Origin of the sequence: Chitinophaga sp. (assembly GCF_039596155.1) — a bacterium.
Classification (GTDB): domain Bacteria; phylum Bacteroidota; class Bacteroidia; order Chitinophagales; family Chitinophagaceae; genus Chitinophaga.
Window position 1 is genome coordinate 136,923 of the sequence record NZ_JBCNKF010000017.1, and the last position, 20,059, is coordinate 156,981.

The 20,059-nt window shown below is 47.3% G+C and carries 16 protein-coding genes; 5 read left to right on the forward strand and 11 right to left on the reverse strand.

Annotated features, from left to right (window positions below; genetic code table 11):
* Window positions 1–107: 107 nt before the first annotated feature.
* On the forward strand, window positions 108–560 hold the full coding sequence (locus ABDW33_RS17595; RefSeq protein ID WP_343691395.1) for a MarR family transcriptional regulator: 453 nt from the start codon (window positions 108–110) through the stop codon (window positions 558–560).
* Window positions 561–601: 41 nt separating this feature from the next.
* On the opposite strand, the gene ABDW33_RS17600 is transcribed toward ABDW33_RS17595, so the two are convergent.
* A complete protein-coding gene (locus ABDW33_RS17600) occupies window positions 602–832 on the reverse strand; it encodes a hypothetical protein (RefSeq protein WP_343691396.1) in 231 nt (76 codons plus the stop codon).
* Between the two features lie 294 nt (window positions 833–1,126).
* Here ABDW33_RS17600 and ABDW33_RS17605 point away from each other — a divergent pair, with 294 nt between their 5' ends.
* The gene (locus tag ABDW33_RS17605) at window positions 1,127–3,403 is read left to right on the forward strand and encodes a cation:proton antiporter (protein ID WP_343691397.1); all 2,277 of its coding nucleotides are present in this window, start codon (window positions 1,127–1,129) and stop codon (window positions 3,401–3,403) included.
* Window positions 3,404–3,484: 81 nt separating this feature from the next.
* Here the strand turns inward: ABDW33_RS17605 and ABDW33_RS17610 are convergent, their stop codons facing one another.
* Complete coding sequence (locus ABDW33_RS17610) at window positions 3,485–4,291, reverse strand: hypothetical protein (protein ID WP_343691398.1); 807 nt, start codon at window positions 4,289–4,291, stop codon at window positions 3,485–3,487.
* Between the two features lie 233 nt (window positions 4,292–4,524).
* Between ABDW33_RS17610 and ABDW33_RS17615 the strand changes: the two genes are divergently transcribed.
* The gene (locus tag ABDW33_RS17615) at window positions 4,525–5,358 is read left to right on the forward strand and encodes a protein-glutamate O-methyltransferase CheR (protein ID WP_343691399.1); all 834 of its coding nucleotides are present in this window, start codon (window positions 4,525–4,527) and stop codon (window positions 5,356–5,358) included.
* Window positions 5,355–5,921, forward strand: coding sequence for a chemotaxis protein CheB (locus ABDW33_RS17620; RefSeq protein WP_343691400.1), 567 nt, complete (start codon window positions 5,355–5,357; stop codon window positions 5,919–5,921). The genes ABDW33_RS17615 and ABDW33_RS17620 overlap by 4 nt, the downstream gene beginning before the upstream one ends.
* 144 nt (window positions 5,922–6,065) lie before the next feature.
* Here the strand turns inward: ABDW33_RS17620 and ABDW33_RS17625 are convergent, their stop codons facing one another.
* From ABDW33_RS17625 to ABDW33_RS17640, 4 genes are all read right to left on the reverse strand, one after another.
* Window positions 6,066–7,637: a response regulator gene (locus ABDW33_RS17625; protein WP_343691401.1), complete on the reverse strand. Its 1,572-nt coding sequence runs from the start codon at window positions 7,635–7,637 to the stop codon at window positions 6,066–6,068.
* Window positions 7,638–7,861: 224 nt separating this feature from the next.
* Complete coding sequence (locus ABDW33_RS17630; protein WP_343691402.1) at window positions 7,862–12,451, reverse strand: efflux RND transporter permease subunit; 4,590 nt, start codon at window positions 12,449–12,451, stop codon at window positions 7,862–7,864.
* 238 nt (window positions 12,452–12,689) lie between these two features.
* On the reverse strand, window positions 12,690–13,796 hold the full coding sequence (locus ABDW33_RS17635) for an efflux RND transporter periplasmic adaptor subunit (RefSeq protein WP_343691403.1): 1,107 nt from the start codon (window positions 13,794–13,796) through the stop codon (window positions 12,690–12,692).
* 309 nt (window positions 13,797–14,105) lie between these two features.
* Window positions 14,106–14,765: a hypothetical protein gene (locus tag ABDW33_RS17640; RefSeq protein WP_343691404.1), complete on the reverse strand. Its 660-nt coding sequence runs from the start codon at window positions 14,763–14,765 to the stop codon at window positions 14,106–14,108.
* A 121-nt stretch (window positions 14,766–14,886) separates the two neighbouring features.
* On the opposite strand from ABDW33_RS17640, the gene ABDW33_RS17645 reads away from it, so the two are divergent.
* On the forward strand, window positions 14,887–15,516 hold the full coding sequence (locus ABDW33_RS17645; RefSeq protein WP_343691405.1) for a hypothetical protein: 630 nt from the start codon (window positions 14,887–14,889) through the stop codon (window positions 15,514–15,516).
* A 116-nt stretch (window positions 15,517–15,632) separates the two neighbouring features.
* Here the strand turns inward: ABDW33_RS17645 and ABDW33_RS17650 are convergent, their stop codons facing one another.
* The 5 genes from ABDW33_RS17650 to sufC form a co-directional block, all read right to left on the reverse strand.
* Complete coding sequence (locus ABDW33_RS17650; RefSeq protein WP_343691406.1) at window positions 15,633–15,935, reverse strand: DUF59 domain-containing protein; 303 nt, start codon at window positions 15,933–15,935, stop codon at window positions 15,633–15,635.
* Complete coding sequence (locus ABDW33_RS17655) at window positions 15,932–16,357, reverse strand: SufE family protein (protein WP_343691407.1); 426 nt, start codon at window positions 16,355–16,357, stop codon at window positions 15,932–15,934. Before ABDW33_RS17655 ends, ABDW33_RS17650 begins: the two co-directional genes overlap by 4 nt.
* 99 nt (window positions 16,358–16,456) lie before the next feature.
* On the reverse strand, window positions 16,457–17,704 hold the full coding sequence (locus tag ABDW33_RS17660; protein ID WP_343691408.1) for a cysteine desulfurase: 1,248 nt from the start codon (window positions 17,702–17,704) through the stop codon (window positions 16,457–16,459).
* A 145-nt stretch (window positions 17,705–17,849) separates the two neighbouring features.
* Window positions 17,850–19,175 (reverse strand): Fe-S cluster assembly protein SufD, encoded by a 1,326-nt coding sequence (gene sufD, locus ABDW33_RS17665; protein WP_343691409.1) that lies wholly within the window; start codon window positions 19,173–19,175, stop codon window positions 17,850–17,852.
* Window positions 19,176–19,240: 65 nt separating this feature from the next.
* Window positions 19,241–20,005, reverse strand: coding sequence for a Fe-S cluster assembly ATPase SufC (sufC, locus tag ABDW33_RS17670; protein ID WP_343691410.1), 765 nt, complete (start codon window positions 20,003–20,005; stop codon window positions 19,241–19,243).
* Between the last annotated feature and the right edge of the window lie 54 nt (window positions 20,006–20,059).

Sequence of the window (20,059 nt, forward strand, 5' to 3'; positions counted from 1 at the left end):
TTGGAGGATGTATATACAAATATACTCACCTGTAAATATCCACATAATGTTAATAGAATGCAATAGTCCTAATATGTTGCAACACCCATATTTCTTATCTTTGACCCATGAGAATTGAACAAGCCATTAATCAGCGCAAGTTTAAGGATGATCACCACAAGATGGTGGTGAACCTCCTGTATACGGGTAACTGGTTGAGAGACTCGCTGGGTGCCAACCTGAAATCGTACGGGCTGTTGCCCCAGCATTACAACGCTTTGCGCATTATCCGCGGCCGCCATCCGGAACCAGTGTCCGCAGGTAGCATCAAGGAAGTAATGCTTGACAAAGCCAGCGATGTAACCCGTCTGCTCGACAAACTTGAAAAACTGGAGTACGTACAGCGCCGGTTATGCCCACACAACCGTCGTAAAATGGACATCAATATCACGCCAAAAGGATTGAAACTGCTGGACGAAGTGGATGTACCCATGGATAATTTCTACAACGATATAGCCGAACGGTTAAGTGCTGAAGAAGCCGCGCAGCTGAGCGATCTGCTGGATAAGGTGAGGAGATAGGAGCAGAAAAACGTATCTTCGTCCTCATGCGTCACCTTCTTCTATATATCATCATATTGTTCTCTTTTTGCCAGGCGGGTGCCCACGTGTGCAAAAAACAATATGACGCTGTTGCGAAAAGGAAACCTGCAACCACTGTACTGAAAGTAATAAAAAGCCATCCCAAACCAGGATGGCATATCGGTACCGGATACCTGCCGGAAACCATCGTTGATTTCAATAGCAGTTTTAGTTCCCCCAATAAGTGCGTTGACAGACCTGGTCCAGGTCATTTCAGTGGGTACTTTTTACCGCGCCTCCCTTTGTATGGGGCAGTATTGTCTACAGGAAGACTCCTGGTAGATTTGCATGCTATTGTCAAAACCCTCATCTTTCCCAATCATATTTTCTGGTAACCAGTTGCATGTTGTGTGGTTGGTGTAACATACACGCTTATGCAAAAAAGGTAAGCACTTCAACTACTGTAAGTATTTCCCAAAAGGATGCGCACAATTCCTAAACTCGTCGTTTTTGAAAGCATCCAGGTAATTGTCCGGCTGTAGGTTGCCCGCCTGCAAGCAGCTGGAATGGAATTAGCCATTACTTTATTAATTAATCCGACTGACCAGATGATCCATTTAGCACCGTTAATTAAAGACCTGGCATTGATCCTCATTGCCGCAGCTGTTACCACCCTGATTTTCAAGCGTCTTCGTCAGCCGCTGGTATTAGGGTACATTGTAGCAGGTCTGCTGGTAGGCCAACACGTCTCGCTTGTTCCAACCGTTTCCGATGAAAAGAATATCCATATATGGTCTGAAATAGGTGTGATCTTTTTACTCTTCAGCCTCGGCCTTGAATTCAGTTTTAAGAAACTGATCAAAGTAGGAGGGGCTGCCTCCATTACCGCCATCGTAGAAGTCATCTTCATGCTCGCCCTCGGTTACCTGTTAGGGCAGATCATGGGATGGTCTCCCATGGATAGCATCTTCCTCGGCGGTATTATCTCCATTTCGTCTACTACTATTATCATAAGAGCTTTCGAAGAACTGGGCGTTAAAGGACTGAAATTCGCAGGTCTCGTATTTGGCATCCTCGTGGTTGAAGACCTGGTGGCCATCGTACTCATGGTACTGCTGTCTACCCTGGCCGTGAGCCGTCAGTTCGAAGGCGGAGAAATGCTCATCTCCGTTGTCAAACTCGTCTTTTTCCTCATTGCCTGGTTTGTGACAGGGATCTTCTTTATCCCTTCCTTACTCCGCATGACGAAAAAACTCATGAATGAAGAAACCCTGCTCGTTACTGCCGTAGGCCTTTGTCTGCTTATGGTCGTACTGGCTACTCAGGCCGGTTTTTCTCCCGCACTGGGCGCCTTCATTATGGGATCTATCCTGGCTGAAACCACGCAGGCTGAGAAAATAGAACACCTCGTAAAACCAGTAAAGGAATTATTCGGTGCTGTCTTCTTTGTTTCTGTTGGTATGTTGATCGACCCGGCCATGCTGGTAAAATATGCGGTTCCGGTACTTATTATTACTGTGGTGACCCTTGTGGGTAAAACACTGAGCACTGCCCTGGGTGCCCTGCTATCCGGCCAGCCACTCAAGACTTCTGTACAGGCAGGGATGAGCCTTGCGCAGATCGGGGAGTTTTCCTTTATCATCGCCCAACTCGGGTTGACCCTCAATGTAACGGGCGAATTTCTCTACCCTGTTGCGGTAGCCGTATCGGCAGTGACCACTTTCACTACACCTTACATGGTTAAGTTGTCCGGCCCCGTTTACGAAAAACTCTCGGCCATTATGCCGCATCGCTGGAAGACAGCCATCAACCGGTACAGTGCCGCCGCCCAGACCATTTCCGTGGTGAGTGACTGGAAGGTATTGCTCAGAAGCTACTTTACCAACATCGTTATATATACCGTCGTACTGCTGGCCATTATATTATTATCCTCGTACTACCTGCTACCTATGTCCGGCGTATATCAATGGGGACGGATTGTCAGTGCCATCATCACCTTTTTCCTCCTGATGCCCTTCCTCTGGGCACTGGGCTTCAGGAATATCGCCAGTGCAGAGTCCAACCGCATCTGGGAGCAGAAGAAATACAGGGGGCCACTGATGCTACTGCGTATCGCACGTATTGTCATTGCCGTATTCCTGCTTGGGTTCTTTATCGACCGTTTCTTCTCTTACTCGGTGGCAATAGCCGTTACCGCGATCATGATCTTACTCATCTTCGTGTTGCGGCATAAGATCGGGGATTTTTATACCACTATCGAAGAAAGGTTCTTTTCCAACTTCAATGCCCGGGAGACCAAGGTGGGCAATATCAATAAGTCGGTATTAGCACCCTGGGATGCACATCTTGCCGTGGCGGAGATCAAACCACTTTCGCCGGTGGCAGGTGGCACACTGGAAGAGTTGCAGCTGAGAGAGAACTATGGAATCAATATCGCCCTGATTAACCGAAGCGGGATCAAGATGTATGCGCCGGATAAATACACCCGGTTGTTTCCGGGGGATGTGGTAACGGCCATCGGTACAGATGAACAGCTCCAGAAATTCAACGACTACCTGGAGCCCTCGAATGGTGCCGTTGCCGCGCCGGTGAATGATGGAGATCCGATTGCACTGAAGCAGTTTCTGGTAGCAGAGAAATCCCCCCTGGAAGGGAAAACGATCCGGGAAGCAGGGATCAGGGAGCGCACCAGCGGTATCGTATTGGGGATAGAGAGAAAGGGACAGCGATTACTGAACCCGGCTTCAGTCACCGTGTTACAGGCTGGAGATATCGTGTGGATTGCAGGAAGCGGGGGCAGGTTGTATACCTGGTTGAAAGAGATCAATAGCAATCGCCCATAAAAAGCATTAATAGGAAGGATGAATAGTAAAGGGTGTCTCAGCTGAATGAGACACCCTTTCGTTTCAATAAAGATTAAGATATTATTCCCAGGTCAATTCAGTAATCACTTCTTCATTGTTATTTTTCGTAGTCACCTTTTCAGGATACTTGTTGCTGTTGTAAGCATACACATAACTCTTTGCAGTCGCATTTGCACCATTAGCAGGTGTAATTACCTCAGACACGATATTATTCGTAGACAGGTTCACCGCATTCAGGTCAGTGATATACCCAAAATCTGCCACGCTACGCTGTGAATTCTTCTTGTCATCATACTTGTACGCTACAGTTGAACTCAGGGCAAACTCAACATTGTCAGACCGGCGCCCCATATTCTCCTGCTGGATAATATTGCCCTTTGCATCCCAGGTATACAGCTGGCAATAATGATTCTCAAAAGTTTGCTTGCCGGCTGGCATGACAAAGAAATACCTGGCGGCCAACTGACCTTTATTGTCATACACCAGCGAGTCATAACCAGATACCCGGTTCTCTTCATAATAACTGATCCTCTCAATGCGTCCACTGGCATCGTAACCAAAAGCAGAGAACAGGGTAGGAGCCTGCTCCTTTTCGTTAGAAGTACTCATTGTTTTTACCAGCTTGCCGGATTGATACACCGGGATACGTATATCGGTGTATTGATCGTCGCCCATCGCATGGGTAGTGACCAGTTTGGCAATACTTTTGTCTTCATTGTAGCTGATGACGGTTTTGTCTGTCGGCGACGAAATCGCATGTAGCAAGCCCCCGTTATGGGAAATTGTTGCAGACTTAAATGCGCTAAAGGCAAATGCTGCTAACAGTACGGTAGCGCTCAACGCTCCCCTGTGTAAGGATAAACTCATGTTGGCAATAGTTAGGTTGTATAAAGATACCTTTCGGGATTACTTACGGAATACATCGAATGTTGGATTTTGTAAGTTTTTTATATATGTACTGACGTAAATATGTTATAGATTGTGGCGGAATGTGGTGAAGATGTTTCTCACATTGTGAAAAGGGTGTCTGGCGAACACTACACAAATGAGCAAAAACTTTACGAAATTACGCCCGGGAATAAAAGATTAATGAATCGATAATGAAGGAGCACGTGCACCATTTGAAGGATGAGGAAGTAAATGTATTGTTGAACGATTTGTTAGAACAATATGGGTACGACTTTACTGATTACTCATTCGCTTCTGTGAAGCGAAGATTGCAGCGGGTGTTTATCAATGACAGATTTCCCAGCTTCGCTGAATTTCGCTATAAGGTCAGGAATGATGAAAGCTATCTCACACACCTGATGGAACAGATAACTGTGAATGTGACGGAGATGTTCCGGGATCCGGCGTTCTTCCTCGCATTGCGTAAGCAGGTACTGCCAGTGCTGGCCACCTATCCGTTAATCAGGATCTGGCATGCCGGCTGCTCTACCGGTGAAGAAGTGTATTCCATGGCCATCCTTCTCAAGGAGATGAACCTCCTTCACAAGTCTGTCATATACGCCACAGATATCAATGAAAGTGTGTTGGATAAAGCCCGTAAAGGAATTTTCCCGTTAGCTTTCATGCAACAGTATTCACAGAATTATCTGCAGTCAGGCGGGCAGCATGATTTCTCCCAGTATTATGCAGCCAATTACGAATACGCTAAATTTTCGGAGAGCCTGGGTGAGAAGGTTATCTTTGCAGCGCACAATTTAGTGACAGATCGTTCCTTTAACGAATTTCAACTGATCATCTGCCGCAATGTGTTGATTTATTTTAACAAAGAATTGCAGGACAAGGTACTTCACCTGTTCAGTGATAGCCTTGAGCAATTAGGATTCCTGGCACTTGGGGCCAAGGAGACGTTGCGGTTTACTGCTGTGGCGCCGTTGTTTAAACCAGTGGCACACAAAGAAAAAATCTGGAGAAAAATAACTACATGACAGTTTCGCTTCCCCGAACACTCGTGATTGGAGGTTCCGCAGGTAGTCTGGATGTTTTATTAAAACTATTGCCTTTATTAAACCCGGCTTGTCAGCTGGCAATTATTATTGTGTTACATCGAAAGAGTGATAACGATACATTGTTGTCCAATGTCCTGGCTGCCAGGAGCGTGCTGCCTGTAAAGGAGGCAGAAGAGAAAGATCAGCTGACGCCGGGAATGGTGTATGTGGCACCGGCGGATTATCATTTGCTGATTGAGCCGGATGGTACACTGACGCTGGATTATTCTGAGAAGGTACATTATAGCAGGCCGAGCATAGACGTGACGTTTATGTCGGCAGCAGATGTATTGGGCAGCCGGTTGGCGTGTTTCTTATTGTCTGGTGCAAACACAGACGGTACAGAGGGATTGCAGGTGGCGCAGTTAATGGGAGCGGTAACCGCGGTGCAGGATCCTGTCGAGGCTGAGGTCGCGTTGATGCCCAGGCATGCAATGACGGTGGTGAAGGTAGACAGGGTATTGAAACAGGTGGAGATGGCAGAATGGGTGATGTCGTTATAAGAAATAGTAAAAAAAAACCGCTTCAACCTTTGGCTGAAGCGGTTTTTTTATGGCCATATTCGCCTGTGGCCAGTCATAAAATCTTATTACGCAAATAGGTCTGCTCACGGTCAGCAATTTATGCTTTGCCGCCCCGGCACTATGTCAGTTGGATTGCTTCAGCGGCAGTACCAGGATAAATCTTGCCCCTTCATCTTCTTTACTCTGTGCACTGATCAGTCCCTGGTGTTTCTCTATCACTTTCTTTGCAATACTTAGCCCAATCCCGGTCCCTTCATATGCATCAGTACTATGCAATCGCTGGAACAGTGTAAAAATCTTCGGCAAATACTTTTCATCAAACCCGATCCCATTGTCACTCACCACGATCCGGCAATACTGACCAGCTTCCAGTGCTTCACTTTCCAGATCTTTTCCCTCTATAATTTCCGCCTTGATTGTAATCACAGGGCGCACCTCCGGTCTCCGGAACTTCAATGCATTACTGATTATATTCTGCAATGCCTGCCTGATCTGCCCCGGTATCGCCTCCACAACAGGCAGGTCCTCCACTATGATTTCCGCATTCGCATCCCTGACTGACAATTCCAGGTCCGCCAGTATATCGCTGATCAACCCATTCAGGTTAACCGGCTCAAAAGTATTATCTGCTGACAACCTGGAATACTTTAATAAATCACTGATCAATCGGCTCATCCGCTCAGAAGAACTCACGATTCGCTCCATATACTGCAGCGCATCCGGGTTGGTGCCCAGATGCCGGTCCCGCAGGATGGTACCGAACAACTGAATTTTTCTCAGCGGCTCTTTCAGATCGTGCGATGCCACACTGGCAAACTGCTGCAACTCATAGTTACTCGCCTCCAGTGCCTGGTTCATTTCCTGCAACTCATGCGTGCGTTCCTCTACCCGCTGTTCCAGGATCTCGTTCGCCTGCTTCTGGTGCGCAATATCTGTAAAGGTGCCCACCCATTTCACAATGCGGCCCTCTTCCTCAATAGGCGTGGCACGCAGCAAATGACACCTGTAATGGTGGGTGAACCGGTTGTGAAGGTAGACCTCTTTTTCAATGGGCTGTCCCGCCAGGATCGCATTTTCCCACACCCGTTGCTGCTCATGATCCTGGTCGTAGGTAGCAGGAAACGCATCCAGCGATGGGGAATAATAGAACCAGTGACGATTCGCATATTCCACAGTACCATCACCCCTGGCTGTGAATGCCACCTGTGGCAACGATTCCAGTATGGAATGCTGCTCCTGTACCTTCGCATTCAGGGCCGCCTGCGCCTGCTTACGCACTTCTACCTCCTGTCGGAGGTTTTCATGCATGGTCTGCAACTGCCGGTTCTGCTCATATAATTTAATGAAGGTCTTGACCTTGAGTAGTAATATATCAGGGTCTACAGGTTTGGTGATGTAATCCAAACCTCCAGATGCATACCCTTTCGCTATGAATTTTTTATCCTTATTGACTGCAGAGAGGAACAGAATGGGCACGTCCCTTGCTTTACTATATCCGGAAATGGTTTCAGCTACTTCAAAACCATCCATACTAGGCATCTGTACATCCAGAATGATGAGTGCATAGTTGTTCTTAAGGATCTTCCTGAGCGCTTCTTCACCTGATAACGCGGTATCTACCTCAAAATCATGTAGCTCTAGTGTCTTCCTAAGGGATAAAATATTTTCCGGCTTATCATCGACGATTAATATCATTCTTCCTATATATTACTGGCCACGGGACTACCTCAAAAATCGCGCCGCGCCCATATAAATGTATGTAAAAATAAATTAATGCAAATGTTGGGAGTCCTGATACACAGTTACTGAAAGTATCTTAAATCAACAACCCCCACCTGCCTAAGCAAATGAGGGTTGTACTTCATCAATCCTCTAACTTTATATACTACTACTACTACTACTACTACTACTACTACTACTTACATTCCACCCAGTGCACGGTACAATTCAATCGCTCCCAGGAATAACTCCCTTCTGCTATTCGCCAGCGCCAGCTCCGCTTCCAGCACACTCTTCTGCGCGGTGATCACCTCCAGGTAATTCGCATACCCCGTCATATACAGATCGTTCGCTGTCGACACCCCATCTCTCAGCATAATCACTTCCGCTTCCTTCAGCTTAAATGCCTCCTGCCCATTGTGCAACTGGCTCAATGCCGTCATCACCTCCTGGTACCCATCAATCACCCGCTGCCTGTAATTATAAAATGCACTCAATGCATTTGCTGAATTCACCTTGTACTGTGCAGACAGTTGTCGTTTATTAAAGATCGGTGCCGTCACTCCACCTAATAATCCATACGCCGCTGACCCTGCATTGAATAATAAGTTCCCCCTGAAACTATTGAACCCTACATAAGGATTAATATTCAATGAAGGCAAAAAGGAAGCTTTCGCTGCTGCCACATCCGCTTTGGCTGCACCCAATTCCAACGCCGCCTGCTGAATATCCGGGCGATGCGCCAGCATAGTAGCCGGCATACCCATGCTCGTATAAGGAGGCAAAGGCGCCGTCAACAGCGAAGTGTCTCTCGGTATGGCCTGCGGAAATCTTCCCAGCAGCGCATTCAACTGGTTCTCCAGTCTCGAGGTCTGCTGCCTGATCCCCATCATAACACTCCGGGTATTCAGCAGCTGTGCATGAAACTGTTGCACTGCCAGCAACGTCGCCCTGCCTGCTTCCTGCTGAATACGCACAGTCGCCAAAGCACTTTCCTGCAAAGCAATGTTCCTTTCCAATACTACCCGCTCATTATCCAGCGCTAATAACTGGTAATATAACCCGGCCACATTGGCAATCAGCTGCGTTGTTACTAATCGGCGCCCCTGTTCACTGGCCAGCATCCGCTGCTGCGCTGCCTTCCTGCCATTCTTCAACTTCCCCCACAGATCTATTTCCCATGCACTCTTCAAGCCGATAAAGTAGTTGGGTACCGGGTTCGGAATACGTTGCTTATCGTCGATGTTCGGCGACAGATTGGTATCATAGTTACCTACGCCATTCATCGTATAATCACCGTATTTTTCAACACCCGCATCTACCGCAGCGTTTACTGAAGGCAACCAGGCCCGGTTTGCCACCATCAGTTGCGCCTTTGTAATTTCTACCCGCTGCAAAGCCAGCCGGATATCCGTATTATTATGCAATGCAGTGTCCAGTAATTGTTTCAGATAGGGGTCTGCAAAGAACTGCTGGTAGGAGAGGACAGGCACTACCGCACTGTCTCCTGCAATTGTCTTTCCTTCCGGAAGAACGCCTCCGGCTGAAGCGGTATCAAATGCCGCAGGCACTACCGGTGCAGCCGGATATTCCACTGCCTTCGGCGTGTAACAACTACTTATCAACAATCCCAACACCAGCACCGTCGCTACATGATGTGCTTTTACCACATGTGGCTTCCTTCTTTTTTCCGCGATACTGGCAAACAACACATACAATCCCGGGATCACCAATACTCCGAATATCGTTCCTATCAACATGCCACCCGCAGCCGCTGTACCAATCGACCTGTTACCCATCGCACCCGCACCACTCGCTATACACAATGGAATCAGACCCGCAATGAATGCGAACGATGTCATCAGGATGGGACGTAAACGGGATACTGCACCTTCCATTGCACTCTGCAATACCGTGGCCCCCTGCTTGTGTTTCAGGATCGCAAATTCTACGATCAGGATCGCATTCTTACCCAGCAAACCTACCAGCATTACCAATGCTACCTGCGCATATATATTATTTTCCAATCCGGCCAGCTTCAGTGTAATGAACGCCCCGAAGATCCCCGCAGGCAGGGATAAGATGACCGGTAATGGCAGTAAGAAACTCTCATATTGTGCGGCCAGCAGTAAATAGACAAAGAGCAATACGATGGCGAAAATGTATACTGCCTGGTTACCGGAAAGGATCTGTTCTCTCGTCATACCACTCCATTCATAACTATAGCCTCTCGGTAATTGTTGTTTCGCCACTTCCTCAATTGCCCTGATCGCATCGCCGCTGCTATAACCAGGCGCTGCATCCCCGTTGATCATTGCCGCTGTATACATATTGTAACGTGTCAGCTGCTCAGGACCAAATACCCTTTCCAACCTGATGAAGTTAGAATAAGGTACCATCTCACCTTTATCATTCTTTACATACAAATGCAGGATGTCTTCCGGCTTGGTTCTATAGCGGGGAGAAGCCTGTACCATTACCTTATACATCTGTCCGAAGCGAATAAAGTTCGACGCATAATAACTACCCAGCAATGTCTGCAACGTACTCATCGCATTGTCAATACTCACGCCCTTCTTTGCTGCCATGGCCTGGTCCACATGAATCATATACTGCGGGAAGTCGGGATCAAAACTGGTAAATGCACTTCCTATTTCCTTTCTCTCCTTCAACGCATTGATGAATGCCGTCGTTACATCCGCTGTCTGCCTGAGATCACCCGTACCGCTCTTATCCAGTACACGCAATTCAAAACCGCTGGAGTTACCAAATCCGGGTACAGTAGGAGGTGGGAAAAACTCGATACTTGCATCCCCGATATTTTTTGTATCCTTCTCCAGTTGTGCAATGATCTCTTTTACAGAACGTTTTCTTTCTTCCCAGGGTTTCAGGTTCACCATGCCCATACCATAAGAGGCTCCTGCTACTTCACTCACCAGGCTATACCCGGCCAGTGTAGATACGGATTCTGTTTCTTTCAGATTGGCGGCGACCTTCTGTACTTCGTCCAGCACGGCTTCTGTTCTGGACACAGTCGCACCTGCAGGCGTCGTTACGTTCACATAGATCATACCCTGGTCCTCCGAAGGAATGAAGCCACCCGGCAGAATGGCACTCACACCCCAGGTAGCCGCGAAAAACAGCACCAGCATGCCAATTGTGATCATGCGCCTGCCGGCAATGTATCCTACCAGGTGCTGGTATTTCTTTTCAGTCTGGTTATACCTGTGGTTGAACTTGTCGAAGAACTTCTGCAGCCAGCTGCGTTTTTTGCCAGCTGCATGATGTGTTTTCAGCATGATGGCACACAGGGCAGGAGTAAGGGTCACGGCATTGATACCCGAGATCACGATCGCGATGGCCAGTGTGAGGGAGAATTGCCTGTAGAATACGCCCACAGGTCCTGAGAGGAAAGCCACGGGAACAAACACGGCAGACATGACCAGGGTAATAGCTACCAGGGCCCCGCTGATTTCCCGCATGGCAGCCAGTGTAGCCTGCAAAGGAGCCATGTGGTGATCATGCATTTTTACATGGACGGCTTCTACCACCACAATCGCGTTGTCCACCACAATACCGATCGCAAGTACCAGTGCAAAGAGCGTGAGCAGGTTGATGGAGAAGCCCATCATCTGCATAAATGCCAGTGTACCGATCAGGGCCACCGGCACGGCGAGTGCAGGAATAAGGGTAGAGCGGAAGTCCTGTATAAAGAGGAACACCACCACGAACACCAGCAGAAACGCTTCTACAAGTGTGCGTAATACTTCGTGAATAGACGCATCCAGGAAGCGGGATACATCGTAGTTGAAGTTGTACGTCATGCCCGGCGGGAAGGATGTTTCCTTTAGTTCCGCCATGCGTTTTTTAACATTGGCAATCACGTCCTGTGCATTGGACCCCGGGCGTTGCTTCAGCATGATAGAAGCAGATGGTTTGCCGTCAGTTTTAGACACCATGCCGTAGCTAAGTGCCCCAAATTCCACATCCGCTACTTCCTTCAGCATTAAGACGGAACCATCTGTATTGGCACGAACGATGATATTCTGATATTGTTCAGGTTCGAAAAATTTACCTGTATAGCGTAATACATATTGTAACACCTGCGGATCATTGTCTGCCGCTTCACCGGTTTTACCGGGAGCAGCTTCAATGTTTTGCTTACGGATGGCTTCCACCACTTCCTCCGCAGATACGTCGTAAGCCAGCATACGGTCGGGCTTCAGCCATACACGCATGGCATATTCCTTGGCGCCCATGATCTCCGCAAACCCTACCCCGTCAATTCTTTTCAGTTCCTGCAGTACGTTGATGTCTGCAAAGTTGTAAATGAATTTTTCATTAAGCGTGCTGTCTTCACTCATAATATTGAGGTAGAGCAGCATACTGTTCACTTCTTTTTCCGTGCTCACACCGGCTTTGATCACTTCTTCCGGGAGCTCATCGAGAATGGTTGCCACACGGTTCTGTACGTTTACCGCTGCCTGATCCGGGTCGGTACCTACGGCAAAGGACACGGAGATGAGTGTAACCCCTGTATTGCTGGATACGGATGACATGTAAGTCATACCCGGTACACCATTGATTGCACGCTCCAGTGGCGTGGCTACGGCTTTGGCACATACTTCTGCATTTGCACCGGTGTACTTAGCCGTAACGGTGACGGATGGTGGAACGATATCGGGGAACTGGGTAACCGGCAGAGAGAAAAGGGCCAGTAAGCCCAGCAGGACGATGAGTAATGAAATGACCAGCGACAATACTGGTCGTTTAATAAAAGTATCGAACATAAAATAATGTAAAAGATGAAAATGGATCTAGCCAAAAAATGATCAATCAGTTGTTTTGAATGCACAGTGATATCAATCCGGTCCATGTAACACGATGCAGTAGCATGATCGCTGATTCACTCCAAACGGGAATCAGTTGTATACCCATCATCGCCGAAGCGGTGCATCATTGCCATTGCCCCCATGCAGGCAGCTGACCTGGTCAGGAAACCTTAGCGTAAGCTATATGGCTAACTACCTACAAGGCCCTGATACTATCCAGCGACACCGGTGCCGGGTTGATCTGCATGCCCTCCCTCAGATTGCGTACACCTTCGTATACGATCCTGTCTCCGGGCTGCAGACCTGCCTGTACGATATAGCAGTTTGCCATTCTTGGCCCGGGGCTAAAACTTTTCATCTTTACATGATTATTTGCGTCGAGCAGGAATACGTAGTTCTTATCCTGCATTTCAAAGACAGCTTTTTGTGGAACGAGCATGGTGCTATCCAGGTCGGCCGACAATTGTACCTTGCCGCTGGCGCCATGTTTCAGCAGTGCTTTTGGATTCGGAAATTTCGCCCTGAAAGCAATGGAACCGGTACTTTCCTCAAATTCGCTTTCGATGGTTTCAATCTTGCCTACGTAGGGGTAGAGCGTACCATCTGCCAGCAGGAGCCGTACTTCGGCATGGTTATTCGCATTTTTATTGCGGCTATGTTGCAGGTATTCCGTTTCAGATACATTGAAGTAGGCATACACATCCTGGATGTCGGAAACAGAGGTCAGCAAAGCACCTTCAGCGATCAGGCTACCTGCCTTGGAAGGGATACGGTCGATATAACCGGTAAACGGTGCGCGGATGATCGTATAAGAAAGTCGGGTGGCGGCATTACTTTCCGCACTGCGTGCTTCATCTATTTTCGCGTTGGCCGCGGCCACTTTTGCAGCAGCCACCTCCAGTTCTGTTTTGGCAATCACTTTTTTATCTACTAGCAGTTGTACCCGCTGTTGTTCAAGCTGCGCGCCTTTTGCATCGGCAATCGCACTGCTGAGGGCCGCTTTGGCGCGGGCCAGCTCCGCTCTGAACTCTTCGTCGTTCAGGCTAAAAAGCAGTTGTCCCTGTTGTACATGTTGCCCCTCGTCGACATAGATCTTATTGAGAAAACCGTTTACACGGGCACGGATCTCCACATTCCGTACTGCCTCAATATCAGCTACGTAGTTCTTGTGTAATACAGTGTCAGTAATAGCAAGTTGCACGACAGGATATGTAGTCAGGTTGTCCGTTGAATTAGTTTTTTCTCCTTTAGTAATACATCCCCCCAGGGCGATGCTCATCAATATCACAGTAGTTGTGCGCATGATAGGTATCCATCTTTTTTCGCGTATACAATGCTTTTCCCCGATGACGTATCATTCATAACGGGGGCTTTGTATAGCTGGTAATACAATTCTGGTGACGCATTTATTCTATGTATGTACAAAATCTTTCCCTGATGACGTATCATTCATAACGGGGAAGCGATGTACAAGTGAATGCAATGCGATATTATCATCTGTAGATGAGGGGTCAGACGCGTTCCTGTTTTTGCAGCCGGCGGAAGACCGATGCCTGAACGGCTTTCTTCGGCTATAAAACAGCAGGAGTCATTACCTCAATGAAGGAATTGCTCAAAAGAGGGTGTACCGGAAGAGAAACTTATAATAAGCGGGTAGAAAGGCATCATGCCACTGGTAGATACCGGTTTTATCCTCATCTTCTGGTATATATTGATCCAGAAGGAGCTGTAACTGTTGTAGGCGGGTAGTAAAAGAATATTGCTGACTGGTAACAGAAATATAGAACCTGCGCTTGTGACGGGGTTCGTGTGCGCGGAAAATGAAGGCAACCTGGTCTTCCGTAATGTCTTCAGGAATGTCTTCCATTAAGGAATGGGGAAGATGTATGAAGAAGTTGGAAGGTTTATTCAGGTCGAAATGAGGGCGATAAGCAAGTGGGCGGAATGATAAGTGCTGTTGACGGCGGGAGGGCTGTGCACGGAATGTCAGTTCCTGGTAGCGGTGGGCTGTCTGAGAGCAAGCCGCCGGATCATGTTCCAGGTGAACAGTTGTAACACTGCTATTGGCCGTCTGGAAATGGATGGATATATCGTGATCTGCATGAACAGCCGATACACTGCCATTGACAATCTTTACATCATTCGTACTATCAATGGGAAGATCAATAGAAATATTACCTGCACGACCTGTCAAACCACCCAAAATGGTCATGAACAGGAAAACAAATAAAAACCTGTTCCGAATGGTATTGTCGGTTTTTAGTTGAAGCATATTAGTTCGCACTCGTCAGTTGATCATCACAAATATATAATTTTGCCCTTACATATCAAACAGCTAATGGATAAATGGTGATGGCATATTCCTTGTTGCACATTATAATAAAAGCAATAGGATGAAAGCTCTACAAATTTTAGGATTAGCAGTAATGGCAGCAATGGCCTGTAATGAACCGGTAAAGAATCCTGCCCAGATGCAGGAAGAAAGGGATGCAAACCCATCTCAGCCATCCAGTGAGGAAGTGGCTACACAGGCACAGCAATTCGCTAAGTCAGAAGGGATGCGCAGTTCAGGTACCATGATCCAGGGCCATTACAAAATTGTAGTAAAGGTAAATGGAGATGGTACGGGAAGAACGGTTATGATCGCTGCACAGGATATGAGAGGGGACACCACCAAGCCTACCAGGGATAGTACTATTATACACGATGTGAAGGGAAAAGTAACCAATACGGCTGTGAGTGACCTGGATAAGGACGGTAACCCGGAAGTGTTCACTTTTACAAAATCAGATGGAACCGATGCGGTGGGTACAATATATGGGGTAACTTTTATCAATCACCAGCCGGTGAGGATCTTTTCAGGAGATGTAGACAATGAAATACAGGATTATAAAGGGAGTGACACTTTTTATATCCAGCAGCCTTATGTAGTGAGGAAGTATCTCGCTGAAAAAGAAATGAAGACGGTGAAATACGCACTGAAAAAAGACAATCAGAAATATATATTAAAGGAAGCAAAATAGGGAAACAGGTTGTCTCAGAGATAAATGCTGGCTGGTATGGTCCGGTAACCGGCTGAACAGGAATATCAGGTAAGGTGCCGGGACAGCCCGATTACTTTGAGACAACCTTTTCAATATTACATAAAGCCTAGTTCGAGTTTAGCCTCTTCGCTCATCATATCTTTGTTCCATGCAGGATCAAAAGTGAGCGTCACATCACAATCACTCACACCTTCTATGGCCTTCACTTTCTCGTCTACCTCGCGCACGATATCTCCTGCTACGGGGCAGGCTGGTGCTGTCAGTGTCATGGTAATGCCGACCCTGTTATTATCACCAATCCTTACTTCATAAATCAAACCCAGTTCCCAGATATTCACGGGGATCTCGGGGTCATACACTGTTTTCAGTACTTCTTCTATCTGATCTCTTAAGTTCATTGTTGCGATTTTACCTGATAAGCTAATCCGTATATTTTCATTTGCTTGAGCATGCTCAGCAAGCCGTTTGAGCGGGTGGGAGACAAGTGACTTTTCAAACCGATTTCATCGATGAAATAGATTTCGGATTCTGCAATTTCTTTCGGCGTGTGGCCTGAAAGCACACTTACCAGCAGACTTACCAGTCCTTTTGTGATCACGGCATCGCTATCTGCAGTGAAGATCAGCTTACCATCCACGAGGTCAGTGTGTAACCATACCTGCGACTGGCAGCCTTTGATGAGGTTATCATCTGTTTTATATTTCGGGTCTATCAGTGGGAGATCTTTACCCAGCTGGATAATGTATTCGTACTTATCCATCCATTCATCCATAAAGGAGAAATCGGAAATGAGCTCATCCTGTTTTTCGTTGATCGTCATTACTTCCTTTTTATGTTAGTTGACCTGCAATAGCGGCGTTAAAAATTCAAGTGGAGCCGGAGTGAAAATGGAATGGCACCCAACCAGGTGCCGTCCAGGTTATCTCAGCATCCCGACAGCTTTGTTGATCGCCACCACCAGTCTATCAATATCTTCCTTGTTTGTATACATTGCAAAGCTTGCCCTTACGGTACCTGGAATGCAGAAGAAGTCCATCACGGGCTCTGCGCAGTGGTGTCCTGTTCTGATGGCCACACCCTGTTTATCCAGGAGCTCTCCCAGGTCATACGGATGGATGGTATCTACGAGGAAGGAGATGGCGCCGGATCTGTGCCTTGGAAGGCCAATAAAGCGTAATCCTTCAATAGCAGACAATTGTTCTACTGCGTAGTTCACCAGTTGTTCCTCATATGCATGAATGTTCTCCAGGCCGATTTCCTGTACATATTTCACGGCAGCGCCCAAAGCAATGGCGCCACTGATATCAGGTGTGCCGGCTTCGTATTTAAATGGCAGATCGTTATAAGTCGTCTTAGCGAAAGTAACGGTCTTGATCATATCGCCACCGCCCTGGTAGGGGGGCAGTTTATCCAGCCATGCTCTCTTGCCGTACAAGATACCAATGCCGGTCGGACCATACAGTTTATGGCCTGAAAAAGCGATGAAATCTACATCCAGTTCCTGTACATCCAGCGGCATATGTTGAATAGCCTGTGCAGCATCGAGCATGACGGGGATATTGCGGGCATGTGCCTGCGCAATGATTTCCCGCACGGGGTTCACGGTGCCCAGGGCATTGGAAACATATGTTACGCTTACAATTTTCGTTTTATCAGACAGGAGTGCAATGTATTCGCTCATGATCAGCTCTCCATGTTCATCCATGGGGATCACTTTCAGGACAGCTCCCCTGTCTTCGCACATGATCTGCCATGGAACGATGTTAGAGTGATGTTCCATCGCAGAAACGATCACTTCATCACCTGGTTGGATAACACCTCTGCCGAATACATTTGCGATCAGGTTGATGCTGTCGGTCGTGCCTTTGGTAAAGATCACTTCTTCATGTTCGCGGGCGTTGATAAAACCTGCGATGATGTGACGTGCGCCTTCATATTCTTCGGAAGCAACCTGGCTCAGGTGATGCACACCGCGATGTACATTACTGTTGTAATGTTTATAATATCGCTCCAGCGTATCCAGTACTACCTGTGGCTTTTGCGTCGTAGCTGAATTGTCAAGATATACGAGCGGTTTGCCGTACACCTTTTCCTGAAGCAGCGGAAAATCCTTCCTGATCTTATCTATATCTAATGCCGGTGCAGCAATATCTGGAACGTGTGCCATATTATTCAATTTTGAAAAGACGGAGGTCATGTCATACTAAGATGACATGACCTCCTGCAAAGATCGTAATTTCTAATAGTGTTGTCGTTTGAAAAAATTCTTTACAACTTTCTTCCCTGTAGACACTACCTGATTTCTTACGGAATTAATTATTGATAGCGCCGGTTACATACCTGCGGATCTTGTCTGACAGGAATTCCTGTAGTGCAGGGATATGTACCTGATCGGTAATATCAAATGCAAACGCATTTACCATGAGTGTTTTAGCAGCTTCTTCACCAATACCGCGGGAGCGGAGGTAGAACAAGGCTTCTTCGCTAAAGCGGCCTACGGTAAAACCATGGCTACACTTCACGTCGTCCGCATAAATTTCCAGCTGTGGCTGGGAGTTGATATTTGCCTTTTCGCTCATCAGCAGGTTGTTGTTCTGCTGGAAAGCGTTTGTTTTCTGTGCATCCTGGTGAACCATGATTTTGCCGGTGAATACACCTTTTGCATTATCGAGCAATACACCTTTGTACAGTTCATTACTGTTACAGTGTGCTACCTGGTGGTCCACGAAAGTATGGTTATCTACATGCTGCTGTTCGGTAGCAAGGAAGAGGCCATGCAGGTTGGTCTCTGTATTGCTGCCGGTGAGTGCTACGCTCAGGTTGTTGCGTGTCAGTTCAGCTGCAGGCAGGGTAAAGTTGAAGTGATGGTAGCGGCTATCAGCTTTCTGCAGGGCAGAGGTATGGTAGATGTGGCGGCTATTTTTGATAGTGCTCTGCACATTGTAATGCCAGAGTTCCGCGTTTTCTTCCAGTACGACTTCTGTAACGCTGTTTACGAAAGCGATGGCAGCTTCATTCAGGCCTACTGAAGTCTCGATGATTTCGAGGGTAGCGCTCTTATGCAGTACCACCAGGTGGCGGGGCTGAATGAAAGCGTTTACAGCGGCGGTATATACATGAATGATGTGCAGTGGTTTATCGAGACTGGCGTTTACACCTGCTTCAATGAACAGGCCATCGGCAAAGAAGGCAGCATTGAGGGCTGCAAAAGATTGTTTTTGCAGGTGCGGATGTTTGTCAAACCAGGTTTGTAAAGAAGCATTGCCTGCTGCGTCGCTGATGCGGGAGATGGTGATCTTTCCGTCGGCAGGCAGTTGAGACAGGGAAGGTTGCAGGCGGCCGTTTACCAGTACAGCTGTATAGCTGTCCAGCTTAGGAATGCTTGCGCCTTTCAGTTGTTCGGCAGTCACGGTGGATTGCTCTTCTTCTGCCAGGGTGAATGCATCTTTCAGATAGCGCTGAATGTTGGTATAGCGCCATTCTTCAGTTTTGAGGGTAGGGAGGCCCAGTGAGCGAAAGCGGCTGAAAGCCTCTTTGCGTGCAGGCAGGATGGCATTGCCTGCCGCTGCCTGTTGCTCGGGACCCGGTATCCCGTTAGATATAAAGTCGTAAAATGATTTATTGATATCGCTAGTCATGTGTTGAAATCTATAGACCGATTGCCTGAGTTAAAATAATTTGTACGTTGTCAAAACAGCATCCCTTATACGGATTCTTTCTGATGTACATCTTCTTTCAGCCAGTCGTAGCCTTTTTCTTCCAGTTCCAGCGCCAGATCTTTATTACCTGTTTTTACGATCACGCCATCAGCCAGTACGTGTACAAAGTCGGGCACGATATAATCGAGCAGGCGCTGATAGTGAGTGATCACCATGAATGCTTTGTCAGCACCACGCAGTTTGTTTACACCATTTGCTACAATACGCAGCGCATCGATGTCCAGACCGGAGTCAGTTTCATCGAGAATAGCGAATTTTGGATCCAGCATAGCCATCTGGAAAACTTCGTTACGTTTCTTTTCACCACCGGAGAAACCTTCATTCAGAGAGCGGTTCATCAGATTAGCATTAAAGTCCATCATCTGCTGTTTTTCTTTGGTCAGTTTCAGGAATTCCTTCGCTTCCATTGCAGGCAGATTATGGTAAGTTCTGATCTCGTTCAGGGCAGTCTTGAGGAAATTCAGGTTAGATACACCTGGAATTTCAACAGGGTACTGGAATGCCAGGAAGAGGCCTTCACGGGCACGGTCTTCAGGAGACAAGTCCAGCAGGTTTTTGCCGTCAAAGATCACTTCACCTTCAGTCACTGTGTAGTTCTCACGACCAGCGAGCACAGACGCCAGTGAGCTTTTGCCGGCACCGTTAGGTCCCATGATGGCATGCATCTCACCAGCTTTGATTTCCAGGTTCAGTCCCTTTAATATTTTCTTACCGTCTACTTCTGCGTGCAGATTTTTAATCGTCAGCATGATATGTTTTGTTTCTCTGTTGTTTGCTTTGTAAATAAATATATCGTTCCTATA

Coding starts and splice junctions, on each gene's coding strand:
- ABDW33_RS17595 (WP_343691395.1), top strand. CDS start 108: ATGAGAATTGAACAAGCCATTAATCAGCGCAAGTTTAAGGATGATCAC.
- ABDW33_RS17600 (WP_343691396.1), bottom strand. CDS start 832: ATGACCTGGACCAGGTCTGTCAACGCACTTATTGGGGGAACTAAAACT.
- ABDW33_RS17605 (WP_343691397.1), top strand. CDS start 1,127: ATGGAATTAGCCATTACTTTATTAATTAATCCGACTGACCAGATGATC.
- ABDW33_RS17610 (WP_343691398.1), bottom strand. CDS start 4,291: ATGAGTTTATCCTTACACAGGGGAGCGTTGAGCGCTACCGTACTGTTA.
- ABDW33_RS17615 (WP_343691399.1), top strand. CDS start 4,525: ATGAAGGAGCACGTGCACCATTTGAAGGATGAGGAAGTAAATGTATTG.
- ABDW33_RS17620 (WP_343691400.1), top strand. CDS start 5,355: ATGACAGTTTCGCTTCCCCGAACACTCGTGATTGGAGGTTCCGCAGGT.
- ABDW33_RS17625 (WP_343691401.1), bottom strand. CDS start 7,637: ATGATATTAATCGTCGATGATAAGCCGGAAAATATTTTATCCCTTAGG.
- ABDW33_RS17630 (WP_343691402.1), bottom strand. CDS start 12,451: ATGTTCGATACTTTTATTAAACGACCAGTATTGTCGCTGGTCATTTCA.
- ABDW33_RS17635 (WP_343691403.1), bottom strand. CDS start 13,796: ATGCGCACAACTACTGTGATATTGATGAGCATCGCCCTGGGGGGATGT.
- ABDW33_RS17640 (WP_343691404.1), bottom strand. CDS start 14,765: ATGCTTCAACTAAAAACCGACAATACCATTCGGAACAGGTTTTTATTT.
- ABDW33_RS17645 (WP_343691405.1), top strand. CDS start 14,887: ATGAAAGCTCTACAAATTTTAGGATTAGCAGTAATGGCAGCAATGGCC.
- ABDW33_RS17650 (WP_343691406.1), bottom strand. CDS start 15,935: ATGAACTTAAGAGATCAGATAGAAGAAGTACTGAAAACAGTGTATGAC.
- ABDW33_RS17655 (WP_343691407.1), bottom strand. CDS start 16,357: ATGACGATCAACGAAAAACAGGATGAGCTCATTTCCGATTTCTCCTTT.
- ABDW33_RS17660 (WP_343691408.1), bottom strand. CDS start 17,704: ATGGCACACGTTCCAGATATTGCTGCACCGGCATTAGATATAGATAAG.
- sufD (WP_343691409.1), bottom strand. CDS start 19,175: ATGACTAGCGATATCAATAAATCATTTTACGACTTTATATCTAACGGG.
- sufC (WP_343691410.1), bottom strand. CDS start 20,005: ATGCTGACGATTAAAAATCTGCACGCAGAAGTAGACGGTAAGAAAATA.